A 12,515-nucleotide genomic window follows, 5' to 3' on the forward strand; every position below is an offset into this window, starting at 1 on the left:
CTGGGCAGCTCGGACCGTACGGGTTCCGGAAGCGCGGAGCGGATCGCGTCGAGGGTGGGCGGCCGGCGCCAGGACTCGGTCCAGCAGGGGCCGTTGGTGGCGGCCAGGACCGCACAGACCAGCCAGTGGGTACCGGGTTCGTGCCTGGCCCGGAGGGTGGGCAGGACGGCGCGCGGGTGCAGGACGTTGGTGTTGGGGAAGGTGCGGACGGCCTCGCCCTCGCGGGTCAGCGCCGGCGACAGGTCCAGGAGCCCGGAGTGGCCTGCCGGGTAGGAGGCCTCGGCCCGGCCCGGGCCCGCGTCGGTGGAGCCCCTGAGCTCGGCCGGGTCGTCGCCGGTGCGGTCGAGGGCCCAGCCGCCCTCCGCGCTGTACAGCGGCCGGTCGGTGCCGAGCCGGTGGACCCGGATGTGCCAGGGCGAGCACGGCAGCAGCCAGGTCTCGACCTCCACTGCGGACATCGGGCTCCACCTCGCCCACAGATGACCGGCCTCGGTGCGCGCCTGCGTGCAGTTCTCCCTCACCCGCCAGTGGCTGTCGTCGTCGCTCAGCGCCAACATGCTGTCGGCGGCGGCCTGTTCGAGGCCCCTGCCGCCGGCCGGGACGCTGAAGCCGAAGGCCGTGGAGTAGGCGAACTTGGCGTACTTCTCGGCGCCGTGCCGCATGGGCGGTGCGTTCTGGCCGCCGGTGAGGGCCATCACATGGCCGGCCGCGCGCTCACGGCAGACCAGCATCCCGGGCTGCGGCTGCACCGACACCGCATACGGGTCGGCCAGCGGCTCCTCCTGCGCGCGCCAGAACGGGTGGCTCTCCTGGAGGGCGAGCGGCAGGAAGAACTTCAGGGCCCAATAGGGGGATCCGGGCGAGTTGTACTCCTCGGCCATGTTGAGATCCGGGTAGCCGTAGCCGACGGTCAGCAGACCCGCGTCGTCGGTGACCGGCTGTCGTGCCCACCAGCGCAGGTGGCGCAGGGCGAGGCCCTTGATCTGCCCCCAGGGCAGGGCCTCGACGTCCGCGTAGGCGAGTGCTCCCCAGAACGCACCCTGGGCGAACCGGTAGGTGAGGCTGCGGCCGAACGGCAGGGCCGCGCCGTCGTCCGCGAACCAGTGCGCGAAGTCGCGGGCGAACAAGGCCGCACGTTCCCGGAGTTGGCGTGCGAGCTCCGGTGCGCGGTCCTCGGCGAGGCGGCTGTGCACCAGGCCGTAGAAGTGCAGTGCGAAGGAGACGTAGTAGTCGCGCCGGGTCGTCGGTCCGTCGGTGTACCAGCCGTCGCCCAGGTAGAAGCCGTCCAGACGCTGCAGCGCGCGCCTCTCGGCGCTGGGGTCGTAGTGCGGTGAACCCACCTTGTACAGGGCGTCGTTGACGAGGACGCGGAAGAACAGCCAGTTGTTGTCCGGGGTTTCGGTCTCGTTGATCCGGGCGAGCCAGCGGGTCAGCCGCTCCTTGGCCGCCGGGGACAGCGGGTCCCAGAGGCGCTCGGGTACGAGGGCGAGCGCGAGGGCGATGGCGGCCATCTCGACGAGCCGCTGGTCGTAATCGGTGGCGGCGCCCCAGTACTCCGCATGCTCAGGGTCGGTGCCGTGGTCGAGGCCGCGCAGATACGGCGAGAAGTCGACGTCCGCGCCGCCGGCGGCGAGCGGGGCCAGGCCCCAGAGCGGGCGGGCGAATCCCTCCAGGGCGGCCGCTCGGTCCGGGAACTGCGCGCCCGTCACACCGAGTTGGGCCAGCGCGCCGCCGGGGCTGAGTCGCTCCCGTACGGGTGCGACCAGGACGTCGAGCGCCTTCTGCAGGTCGGCGCGGGTGGTGAGCGGCAGGTCGTGCAGGGCTCCACGGGTCACGCCGGGGTCTCCTGTTCCGTACGGGGGCGGGTCGCTTCGGCGCGGGGCGGACCGCTGAAGGCGCGTACGCGCAGCTCGGGCATGGGACGGATGCGCTGTGCGGGGAACGGGCGGCGCCGGTGCTCGCGGCGTGGGCGACGGCCCGCAGGCAGGCGTCGAGTCACCGCCGCGACGCCGAGCTGCGGAGCGAACTCGGCCACGCTCGGCATGCCGCGCGACCGCAGCTCGTTCATGATCGCCTCGCGGCGCTCGGAACCGATCACCCAGTACCTCCCTCGGCCCGCGGCACCGTCGTGGCGGGCGGCCGCGTGCGGAGCGGCCCGACACACGGGTGATCACCGGAGACCGGATTCGAGCAAGCGATCCATGGTGATCACACGGGGGGAGAGTACGTCCGCAGTGAGCCACCGGGAAGCCCGTCGACCCTGGTGCCGCGCCAGATTCATCGCCGCGGCAGCTCCCGGCGCACGTGTCGTTCATGACCGTTCGGCACGGACCTCCTTGACTGGCGATCGGAGGTGACCGAACAATCTCGCTAGGGACACGCCGATGCGATCCGGACGATGCGTCGCTGTGCTTTGCCCGTGCCTCACCCGCTCACGCGGGGTTCTCCTGCCTCACCTGCCAGGAACGCCTCCTCGCCGGCAGGCCGCCTGCCGTTCGGGTCCCTGTCTGTCTCAGTACGCCCAACCAGCCGGAGATGACGAGCAGTTATGCGAGATACGATCCCGACCGGCCCACCGGACAAGGCCATTCGCGACGCCTGGACGGTGGCATCGGTAGTCGGGCCGCAGTGGTCCCGCTCCGTCCTCACCGACGGGGCGAAGTCGGTCATCAGACGGCGCGCCGAACTGGTCGAGCACGACCTCGCGGCGGTCGAACTCCGCCCGGACGTACAGGTGTTGATCACCGGCTGGGGCACGCCACGGCTCACCGCCGAGATCCTCGACCGGTTCCCGGCGTTGGAACTCGTGCTGCACGCGGCCGGCAGCGTGCAGGGGCTCGTCAGCGAGGCTTTGTGGGGACGCGGCATCCGGGTCAGTACAGCCGCTTCCGCGAACGCACTCGCCGTCGCCGACTTCACGGTCGCCCAGATCCACCTGTCGCTGAAGAACATGTGGCGCTTGAGCCTTGCCGCGCGAGCCGCCCGCCGGCCCGAACCCCGCGTCGGCGTACGGGGAGTGGACGGCGCGACCGTCGGCCTGATCGGGCTCGGCCACATCGGACGCCTGGTGGCCGAGCGCCTGCACGAACGGGACGTGACCGTACTCGCCCACGATCCCTACGCCGCGCCGGAACAGGCAGCGGCACTCGGAATCCGCTCGGCCGATCTGGAGACCGTGGTCCGCGCCAGCGACGTGCTCAGCCTGCACGCCCCGCTCAACGATTCCACCCGCCACCTGGTGGGCGCCCGTGAGCTGCACCTCATGCCGCCGCACGCCACGTTCCTCAACACGGCACGCGGCGGCATCGTCGACCAGGACGCCCTGGTGGCGTTCCTCGGCCGGCGCACCGATGTCTTCGCCCTGCTCGATGTCACGGAACCCGAGGAACTCGCCCCGGGCCATCCGCTGTTCGCGCTGCCCAACGTCCTGGTCTCGCCGCACATCGCCGGGAGCCTCGGCTCCGAGGAGGCCCGCCTCGGCAACGTCGCCGCGGCCGAGTTCGTCCGCTTCGCCGACGGCGAGCCGCTCCGGCACGAACTGACCCGGGACGAGCTGGCCCGCACCGCCTGAACCACCGAGCCAGGCACATCACCCGTCACACCGCCGCCCCGACCGGCCCACCCCTCCCCCGCGGGAGACGTCCTGCCCCGTCCCGCGGCCGCCGCCGGCTGCGGAGCCCTGGCACTCGTGCCCACCCACGCGCTGTTCCGCATCAGGTGCCGGGGGGCGAGGCGGCCGACGCGGCGGTCACCATCACCTTCGGTGACCGCCCCCGGCAAGGCCGACGATGTGTACGGCCTGGTGTTCAGCACCCGGCGCGGGCCGGGGTGCGCACTGTGGTCACGGACCGCCGCTACATCCTCAACGCCGATCACGCCTCCGGAACACCGATCAGGTCTCCCTCGTCGACCCGTACCCGACGCCCGAGCCCCGGGTGGACCGCCGGCACACCAAGACCCGCCTGACGCTGCCCGCCGCCGGGGGGGCGAGGCCGTCCGGACCGACTGCATCGGCCGCACCGGCCGGGTGCCGGTGAGCGGCAGGAGGTGGCGGTCGAACTGGACGGCGCGATACGGCTGTTCGGCGGGCCGCAGCTGGGAGGCCCGCTGCGGAGGGGACGCAAGAAGACCCGATCCGGTGTCCGACCTGCGCGACAGCACCTGACTCCGGCGTTGCCCACGACACCGCAAGCCCCCGGCTTCGGGCTAGGATCGACCGGCCATGCCCGGCCGACCGGCGACTCGCGGACGCGGCGGGCGAGCCGGTCCCGCAGAGTGAGGAGCAAAGCCGTGTTCTACTACGTGCTCAAGTACGTGCTGCTCGGGCCGTTGTTGAGGCTGTTGTTCCGGCCGCGGATCGAGGGGATCGAGAACATCCCCGACGACGGTGCGGCGATCGTCGCGGGCAATCATCTGTCGTTCGCCGACCACTTCCTGATGCCGGCCATCGTCCGCCGCCGGATCACCTTCCTCGCGAAGGCGGAGTACTTCACCGGGCCCGGTATCAAGGGGCGGCTGACCGCGGCGTTCTTCCACAGTGCCGGTCAGATCCCGGTCGACCGCTCCGGCCGCGAGGCGGGCCAGGCCGCGATCCGCGAGGGGCTCGGGGTGCTGAACAAGGGGGAACTGCTCGGGATCTACCCGGAGGGCACCCGCTCGCACGACGGGCGGCTGTACAAGGGCAAGGTCGGGGTCGCCGCGATGGCCCTGAAGGCGGGGGTTCCGGTGGTGCCCTGCGCGATGATCGGCACCTTCGAGGCGCAGCCGCCCGGCAAGAAGCTGCCGCGTATGCACCAGATCACGATCCGTTTCGGCAAGCCGCTGGAGTTCTCCAGGTACGAGGGCCTCGAGAACGAGAAGGCCGCCTTGCGCGCGATCACGGACGAGATCATGTACTCGGTCCTGGAGCTGTCCGGTCAGGAGTACGTCGACCGGTACGCGGCCGAGGTGAAGGCCGAGGAGCAGGAGGCCGCGAAGGCGGCACGGGCGGAGCAGGAACGTGGGGCCAAGTTCCGGCGGTTGCCGAAGCGTTGAGGCTCCACGGTGCCAGCCGCTGACGGCGGACGACAGCAAGGGGCGGCCGGTGTGCGTACCGGCCGCCCCTCGTCGTGCGCCGGGGATCGGGCGGGAGCGGAGACTCCTGCCTACGACTTACTGCCCGCCGCCTCCGGCTCCGGCGTGGCGTGCGGGTCGCACGTCACATCGCGCCGGTCGGTCCTGCCGGTGAGCAGGTAGGTGTCGACCCGCTTGTTGATGCACGGGTTCTCCAGGTTGGTCACGCCGTGCGAACCGGCGCCCTTCTCCGTGATCAGGCGGGATCCCTCGAGCCGCTTGTGCAGCTCGACGGCGCCCGCGTACGGCGTTGCCGCGTCACGGGTCGCCTGCACGATCAGGACGGGCGGCAGGCCCTTGCCGCTCTTGACGTTCACCGGGGTCTGCTGCTTGACGCCCCAGGTGGCGCAGGGCAGGTTCATCCAGGTGTTGGCCCACGTCATGAAGGGGTGGTCCTCGTGCAGCCGGGTGCTGTCGCGGTCCCACTTCTTGAAGTTGCCGGGCCATTTGGCGTCGGTGCACTCGACCGCCGTGTACACGGCGTTGCCGTTCTCCGCGGAGGCGTTGCCCTCGGTGTCCGACATGTCGGGGGCAGCCGCGTCGATCAGCGCCTGCTCGTCACCCTCGAGGTACTTGCTCCACGTCTCGGCGGTGGGAACCCAGGCCGAGTCGTAGTACGGGGCGCTCTGGAAGAAGCTGATGAGCTCGTTCGGTCCGACGACCCCGCCGAGCGGCTCCTTCTTGGCCTTGGCGCGCAGCTTCAGCCACTGCGCCTCGACCTTCTCGGGGGTGTCCCCGATGCCGAAGGCGTCGTCGTTCTCGGCGACCCACTTCTTCCAGTCGTCCCAGCGCATCTGGAAGGCGACGTCCTGGTCCAGGTTGGCCTGGTACCAGATCTTCTCCCGCGACGGGTTGACGACGCTGTCGACGACCATGCGGCGGATGTGCCCGGGGAAGAGTGTCGCGTAGACCGCACCGAGGTAGGTGCCGTAGGAGACGCCGAGGAAGTTCAGCTTCTTCTCGCCGAGCGCGGCCCGGATGACGTCCAGGTCGCGTGCGGTGTTCGGTGTGGTCATGTGCGGCAGCATCTCGCCGCTGCGCTCCTTGCAGCCGTCCGCGTACTCGGCGGCGAGCTTGCGCTGGGCGCGCTTGTCGGCCTCGGAGTCGGGGACCGGGTCGGCCTTCGGTGCCTTGACGAACTCCTGCGGGTCGATGCAGGAGATCGGCGCCGAGTGGCCGACGCCGCGCGGGTCGAAGCCCACGAAGTCGTAGGCCTTGGCCGTCTTCTCCCAGAGCGGTGCCTTGTCGGGGATCCGCAGCGGGAAGCGCAGTCCCGATCCGCCCGGGCCGCCCGGGTTGTAGACGAGGGAGCCCTGGCGCTCCTTCTTGGTGCCGGTGTTGCCGACGCGGTCGACGGCGAGCTTGATCTGCTTGCCGTGCGGCTTGGCGTAGTCGAGCGGAACGCTGACCCAGCCGCACTGGACGGGCTTCGCGAGCCCCCAGTCCTCGGGGCAGTTCTTCCAGTCGATACCGGTCTTGGCCGCGCGCTTCGCGGCGATGGCCGCGCCGCGCTGCTGCGGGTCCTTGTGGTGGTCGCTGTCGGCGTTCGCCGTGGGTGCGACCACCGCGCTCGCTATGAGTGCGCCGGCGAGCAGTGTGCCGGCCGAGCCGAGCACTGCTGTGCGTCTCAAGTGATACCTCCCCCTGATGATGTGGTGCGTACCCGGGGATCCTTGCGTCTGTGGGGTCCCTGACAACAGGTAGGGACGGGCTTCTTTGCCAATCCGATAACCGGTCACGCCAGTACCGCTCAGGAGTCAGGAACGAACCGCGTGTCAACGAACATCGAGCAGGTCCAACGCGGCAGTCTCGAGGATCGTGCGCAGGGTCAGGGCGTCCGGTGCGACGGCGGTCACGAGCGCGGCAGGACCGGCGAGCGGGGTGAGTGCGGCGTACTCCCCGAGTGTCTGCTGCCGCACCGGACTGCGCTCGAACTCTGGTTGTACGAGGAGGAGTTGACCTACCGCTCGGCGTCCGGCGAGGACCGCGGGGCCGTCCCAGCCGGCAGCGGCTCCGGTGCCGCAGTCGAGTTCCTGGTCGAGCAGCGGGCGTCCGGCGCGGCGGACGGTGAGCCGACTGGTGAGGCGGCCGGAAAGTTCGCCGTGCCGGCCGAGTACTTGCTCCTCGCGCAGCAGCAGGCGCGATGCGGAAGCGAGTTCGGCGACGGTGGTCTGCCGGAGTTCGCTGCCTTGTACGGAGACGACGGGCTCGGGGAGCCAGCGCAGGGTGGCTCCGTCTCCGACGGTGAGGCGGGTGTCGTAGTGGGCCGGAGCCGGGTGGGTGCCGGGGAGCGCCAGGGTGGCGCCGGAGGCGGTGACCCGGAGGTCGGCGCCGGGGGTCACGGTCACGTCGATGGCGAGCCGGTCGCCGCCGAGCGGTGCGCTCATGGCTCCGACCAGCGTCACGTGTGCCTCGCCGGGTTGCCGGGACCGGGTACGACGCGGGGCGAGCGGGCCGGATCCGGCAAGCAGAGGCAAGGCGGTGCCGCCCCGGCCGTCCGGGCGGGCCTCGATGCGGGCGGTGGCCCGGACCCGGGATGCGTCGTCGCGCGGCGGGGCCTCGAGCGTTCGGCCGGCCGAGGTGGCCATGGTGGTCACGCCGCGGTCCAGTCGGCGATCCGCTCGCGTACCCAGTCCGCCACGGGCTTCACGCCCTCCTCGGTGCGCAACGACTGGAGGAGGACGGGCAGTTCACCGCGTTGCTCGGCGGCGTCGCGCGCCATCCGGTCCAGGTCCGAGCCCACGTGGGGCGCGAGGTCGGTCTTGTTGACGACGAGCAGGTCGGAACCGGTCACGCCGGGACCGCCCTTGCGTGGGATGTCGTCGCCGCCCGCCACATCGATCACGAACATCTGGGCGTCCACGAGTCCGCGCGAGAAGGTCGCCGTCAGGTTGTCCCCTCCGGACTCGACGAGGACGAGATCGAGCGGGCCGACGGCGTCCTCCAGGTCCTCGACGGCCTCCAGATTGGCGGAGATGTCGTCGCGGATGGCGGTGTGCGGGCAGGCTCCGGTCTCCACCGCGGTGATCCGCTCGGGCGGGAGTACGGCCTCGCGCACCAGGTGTTCGGCGTCCTCGCGGGTGTAGATGTCGTTGGTGACGACGGCCAGCGACAACTCGTCGCGCAGCGCCCGGCACAACGCGGCGACCGTGGCCGTCTTGCCGGACCCGACGGGGCCGCCGAGACCGATCCGCAGGGCTCGTCTGCTGCCGTCGGCTCGCACGGGCGAACTGTGGGTGTGGCGCTGCGGGAAGGGGGTGGCGTGGTCGAGGTGCATGGTGCTCCTGGGGTGAGTCGGGTGCGTGCCGGGTGCGGTGTCGCGACGGGCTCAGGACGCGAAGAGGCGGGTGTGACGGGCGGCGTGGGTCTCGGCTCCGATGTCGAGCAGTGGGGCGCCGGCGGCGGGCAGCGCCTCGACGCCGTCGGTGCGGACCAGTCGGGCGGCGGCTACCGCCCGTTCGGCGACCGCGTCGAGGTCGGGTCCGAGCCGGGCCAGCACGGCGGTGGCGTCGAAGGGATCGAGGCCGAGCAGTCGCACGGTCGCCGTGGCGGGGCCGCCCACGCTCTCGTACGCGGCACAGTGGGCCGCGTCGACGGGCCCGAGACCGGCGGCGCGTGCGGTGACACCGAGCACCACCGGCTGGTGGGCTCCACGGGGCAACGCCGTTGCCAGGGTGTCGAGTTGAGGGTCGGGCCAGGCGGCACGGGCAGCCCGCATCAGTTGGCGTCCGAGCCGACGGGAGGCGGTGCGCAGTGCGGCGGACGCGGTGCGGGCGTCGGCGGCCTCGTCGAGGGCGAGCGGGTCGGAGCCGTCGGCGGCAGCGGCCGCCAGCGCGGCGGCGACCAGGCCCGCCGTGTGCAGGCGGCCGCGGCAGAACGCGAACAGGCTCGGGGGGTCACTGATCCGCCCGGCGGTGACGGCCGCCTCGGCTCCGCCGGAGTGCGCATGTCCGCCGGCCGGAAAGCGGCCGTCCGCGAGGATGAGGAGGGCGGCTCTGCTCATGGTGAAGCCTCGTGGTCTCGTCAGGACATCGACTCGGGTGCACGGCCTACGTCACCGCTCAGAAAAGGAAGTACCGCTGAGCCATGGGCAGTTCGGCGGCCGGTGCGGGCTCTACGCGCTCGCCGTCGATGGTGACGGCGAAGCTGTCGGGGTTCACCCGGACGTCGGGCCGTGCGTCGTTCTCGCGCATGTCGGCCTTGGTGACGCCACGGGTGCTGGTGATCGCCGTGCAGCCCTTGTCGAGGCCGAGCCGTTCGGTGAGGCCGTCCTCGATGGCCGCGCCGGAGACGAAGTTGAGCGAGTTGGCTCCGGGCGCCTGGCCGTACGCACCGAACATGGGCCGGGGCAGCACGGGTTGCGGAGTCGGAATGGACGCGTTCGCGTCGCCCATCTGCGCGTAGGCGATCTGCCCGCCCTTGAGCACGAGTTGGGGCTTGACACCGAAGAACGCCGGGTTCCAGAGCACCAGGTCGGCGAGCTTGCCACTCTCGACGGATCCGACCTCGGCGTCGATGCCCTGCGCGATCGCCGGGTTGATCGTGTACTTGGCGACGTAGCGGCGGGCGCGGCGGTTGTCGGCGTGGGTGTCACCGGGCAGTGCGCCGCGGCGCTTCTTCATCACGTGGGCGGTCTGCCAGGTCCGCAGCACCACCTCGCCGATGCGCCCCATGGCCTGCGAGTCGGAGGAGATGATCGAGATGGCTCCGAGGTCGTGCAGGATGTCCTCGGCCGCGATGGTGGACGGCCGGATCCGGGACTCGGCGAAGGCCAGGTCCTCGGGCACGGCGGGGTTGAGGTGGTGGCAGACCATCAGCATGTCGAGGTGTTCCTCGACGGTGTTGCGGGTGTGCGGCCGGGTCGGGTTGGTGGAGCTGGGCAGTACGTGGGGTTCGGACACCACGGTGATGATGTCCGGAGCGTGTCCGCCACCCGCTCCCTCGGTGTGGTACGCGTGGATCGTGCGGCCGCCGATCGCGGCGAGGGTGTCGGCGACGAAGCCGGCCTCGTTCAGGGTGTCGGTGTGGATCGCCAGCTGGGCGCCGGTCTCCTCGCAGACTCCGAGGCAGGCGTCGATAACCGCGGGGGTCGCGCCCCAGTCCTCGTGAATCTTGAATCCCAGTGCACCGCCCCGTAGTTGGGCGTGCATGGCCGCGCGGGACATGGTGTTCCCGCGGCCGAGCAGACCGATGTTGAGCGGGGTGGAGTCGAGCGCCTTGAACATCCGGGCGAGGTGCCAGGAGCCGGGCGTGATCGTGGTGGCCTTGGTGCCTTCGGCCGGTCCGGTGCCGCCGCCGACGAGTGTGGTGACGCCGGAGGCGAGCGCGGTGTCGGCGAGGGTCGGTGAGATGAAGTGGACGTGCGCGTCGACGGCGCCTGCCGTGACGATCCGGCCGTTGCCCGCGATGATTTCGGTCTCGGGCCCGATGACCAGGTCGGGGTGCACGCCGTCCATGGTGTCGGGGTTGCCGGCCTTCCCGATGCCGGCGATGCGGCCGTCGCGAATGCCGATGTCGGCCTTGACGATCCCCCAGTGGTCCAGGATCACGGCGCCGGTGATGACGGTGTCGGGCGCGCCGTCCGCCCGCGTCACCGCGGACTGGCCCATGGACTCACGGATCACCTTGCCGCCGCCGAACACCGCCTCGTCGCCGGCCCGCCCGGGGCCGCCGCAGCGGTCCTCCTCGATCTCGACGAGGAGGTCGGTGTCCGCCAGTCGGATCCGGTCACCGGTGGTGGGGCCGAACAGGTCGGCGTAGGCGGCGCGGGTCAGTTCAGCCATCGAGGGCACCTCCGGTTTCGCCCCGCAGTCCGGGTACGAGGCGATGGCCGCCGAGCGGCACCAGATCGACCTCGACGGGGATGCCGGGTTCGAAGCGAACGGCGGTGCCGGCCGCGATGCCGAGCCGCTTCCCGCGGGCGGCCGCGCGGTCGAAGCGCAGTCCGGGATTGGCCTCGGCGAAGTGGTAGTGGGAGCCGACCTGGACGGACCGGTCGGCGGCGTTGAGGACGGTGAGGCGGGTGACCGGGCGGCCCTCGTTGAGCGGCACGGGCCCTTCGGCGTAGAGGATCTCTCCGGGGATCACCGGATTCATCGGGCGCTCCCCCGTCAGACGATCGGGTCGTGGACCGTGACCAGCTTGGTCCCGTCCGGGAAGGTGGCCTCCACCTGGACGTCGTGGAGCATCTCCGGGACCCCGTCCATGACCTGGTCCCGGTTGAGCACCGTGCGGCCGGAGGCCATGAGTTCGGCGACCGTGCGGCCGTCGCGTGCGCCCTCGAGGAGGTGCGAGGTGATCAGGGCGATGGCCTCCGGGTGGTTGAGCCGGAGCCCGCGGGCCCTGCGGCGCTCCGCCACGTCCGCGGCCACATGGATGAGCAGGCGTTCCTGCTCGTGCGGGGTCAGTTGCACGCGTGCCACCTCAACAGTCCGTCGGTGTCCGCCCGTTGGCGGATCCCGCGGGCACGCCGGTCGCCCGGTCGCCGTACCGCCGCATGGCTTTGTCGTCATGTCGGTACGTCGATGAAGGCCCCGTCCCGCAGGAGAGGGTGCACGCTAATGCCGAAGTTTTTCGGGCACGTTAACTGTCCGCCGGAGGCTCAGTCCCGTTCCGTGGACGCTTCCCGCCCCTGTGCCCACCGGTCGCTGTCGGCGTCCATCGAGATCAGCGCCTTCAGGCCGTTCTGCAGAGCGGACACGGGCGGCGCCCCGAACAGCGCCCGTTGCGCGGCGAGCCCCTGGGCCATCGCGATCATCGCCCGGGCCACGTGCTCGGCGGGCACGTCACTGCGCATGATCCCGGCCTCCTGATAGGCCACGACGATGCGCACCCAGGCCCCCTGCACGGCCTCGTACCCCTCGCGCATCACCGCGGAGAGCTTCTCGTCCCGCAGGGTCTCCGTCCACACCTGGACCATGAGCCGCGGGAAGGCCGATTCGTCGCCTGCGGCCAGACGCCGGCCCATCCTGAGGACCGACTCCATCACCTGCGGCAGCAGGACGTCCGGCGGGGGCGGCGGGGTCTGCTCGGCCGCTTCCTCGAAGGCGTGGCGGATCCCGCCGAGCACCTCGCCGACGATCGCACCGATGAGTTCTTCCTTGCCCTTGAAGTAGCGGTAGACCGCGCCGGCCGACAGGTCCACCTCACGCAGGACGTCCTGCATGGACGTGGCGTGGAAGCCGTTACGTGCGAAGCAGCGAGCCGCGCCGTCGAGGATCTGCCGGCGACGTGCATCGAGGTGTTCCTGGGATACGCGAGCCATGCCCCCAAAGTAAAACGAACATTCATTCTTGACAAGCGCCCGCACTTTGCGGACAGTGAGGACAGCACAGAAAACGAACGATCATTCTCTATGGTGTGAACACCCCGGAAGGCCCGGGGAGCGTCGCGGAGATCCGACA

The 12,515-nt window shown here is 71.2% G+C and carries 12 protein-coding genes; 2 read left to right on the forward strand and 10 right to left on the reverse strand.

Annotated elements, in window-relative coordinates; genetic code table 11:
• Positions 1-1,835 (reverse strand): DUF2264 domain-containing protein (locus DSC45_RS21740; RefSeq protein WP_162929295.1); only part of this gene is annotated, 1,835 nt, incomplete at its 3' end.
• Positions 1,832-2,098, reverse strand: coding sequence for a hypothetical protein (locus DSC45_RS35805; protein ID WP_162929296.1), 267 nt, complete (start codon positions 2,096-2,098; stop codon positions 1,832-1,834). The genes DSC45_RS21740 and DSC45_RS35805, both read right to left, overlap by 4 nt.
• Before the next feature lie 450 nt (positions 2,099-2,548).
• Between DSC45_RS35805 and DSC45_RS21745 the strand changes: the two genes are divergently transcribed.
• Entirely contained in the window at positions 2,549-3,571 is a 1,023-nt protein-coding gene (locus tag DSC45_RS21745; protein WP_119293521.1) for a hydroxyacid dehydrogenase, read from the forward strand.
• Between the two features lie 719 nt (positions 3,572-4,290).
• Positions 4,291-5,034: a lysophospholipid acyltransferase family protein gene (locus DSC45_RS21750; RefSeq protein ID WP_119293523.1), complete on the forward strand. Its 744-nt coding sequence runs from the start codon at positions 4,291-4,293 to the stop codon at positions 5,032-5,034.
• A 110-nt stretch (positions 5,035-5,144) separates the two neighbouring features.
• On the opposite strand, the gene DSC45_RS21755 is transcribed toward DSC45_RS21750, so the two are convergent.
• The 8 genes from DSC45_RS21755 to DSC45_RS21790 form a co-directional block, all read right to left on the reverse strand.
• Complete coding sequence (locus tag DSC45_RS21755) at positions 5,145-6,743, reverse strand: alpha/beta hydrolase (RefSeq protein ID WP_205571389.1); 1,599 nt, start codon at positions 6,741-6,743, stop codon at positions 5,145-5,147.
• A gap of 144 nt (positions 6,744-6,887) precedes the next feature.
• Complete coding sequence (locus DSC45_RS21760; RefSeq protein ID WP_119293716.1) at positions 6,888-7,700, reverse strand: urease accessory protein UreD; 813 nt, start codon at positions 7,698-7,700, stop codon at positions 6,888-6,890.
• Between the two features lie 5 nt (positions 7,701-7,705).
• On the reverse strand, positions 7,706-8,389 hold the full coding sequence (gene ureG, locus DSC45_RS21765; protein ID WP_119293527.1) for an urease accessory protein UreG: 684 nt from the start codon (positions 8,387-8,389) through the stop codon (positions 7,706-7,708).
• 51 nt (positions 8,390-8,440) lie between these two features.
• A complete protein-coding gene (locus DSC45_RS21770) occupies positions 8,441-9,115 on the reverse strand; it encodes an urease accessory protein UreF (RefSeq protein ID WP_119293529.1) in 675 nt (224 codons plus the stop codon).
• Between the two features lie 58 nt (positions 9,116-9,173).
• On the reverse strand, positions 9,174-10,895 hold the full coding sequence (locus DSC45_RS21775) for an urease subunit alpha (protein WP_119293531.1): 1,722 nt from the start codon (positions 10,893-10,895) through the stop codon (positions 9,174-9,176).
• Positions 10,888-11,199, reverse strand: coding sequence for an urease subunit beta (locus DSC45_RS21780; RefSeq protein WP_119293717.1), 312 nt, complete (start codon positions 11,197-11,199; stop codon positions 10,888-10,890). The genes DSC45_RS21775 and DSC45_RS21780 overlap by 8 nt, the downstream gene beginning before the upstream one ends.
• Positions 11,200-11,222: 23 nt before the next feature.
• A complete protein-coding gene (locus DSC45_RS21785; RefSeq protein ID WP_119293718.1) occupies positions 11,223-11,525 on the reverse strand; it encodes an urease subunit gamma in 303 nt (100 codons plus the stop codon).
• 188 nt (positions 11,526-11,713) lie between these two features.
• Entirely contained in the window at positions 11,714-12,376 is a 663-nt protein-coding gene (locus tag DSC45_RS21790; protein WP_119293533.1) for a TetR/AcrR family transcriptional regulator, read from the reverse strand.
• Between the last annotated feature and the right edge of the window lie 139 nt (positions 12,377-12,515).

The sequence above is a fragment of the Streptomyces sp. YIM 130001 genome, from assembly GCF_003574445.1.
Taxonomy (GTDB): domain Bacteria; phylum Actinomycetota; class Actinomycetes; order Streptomycetales; family Streptomycetaceae; genus Streptomyces.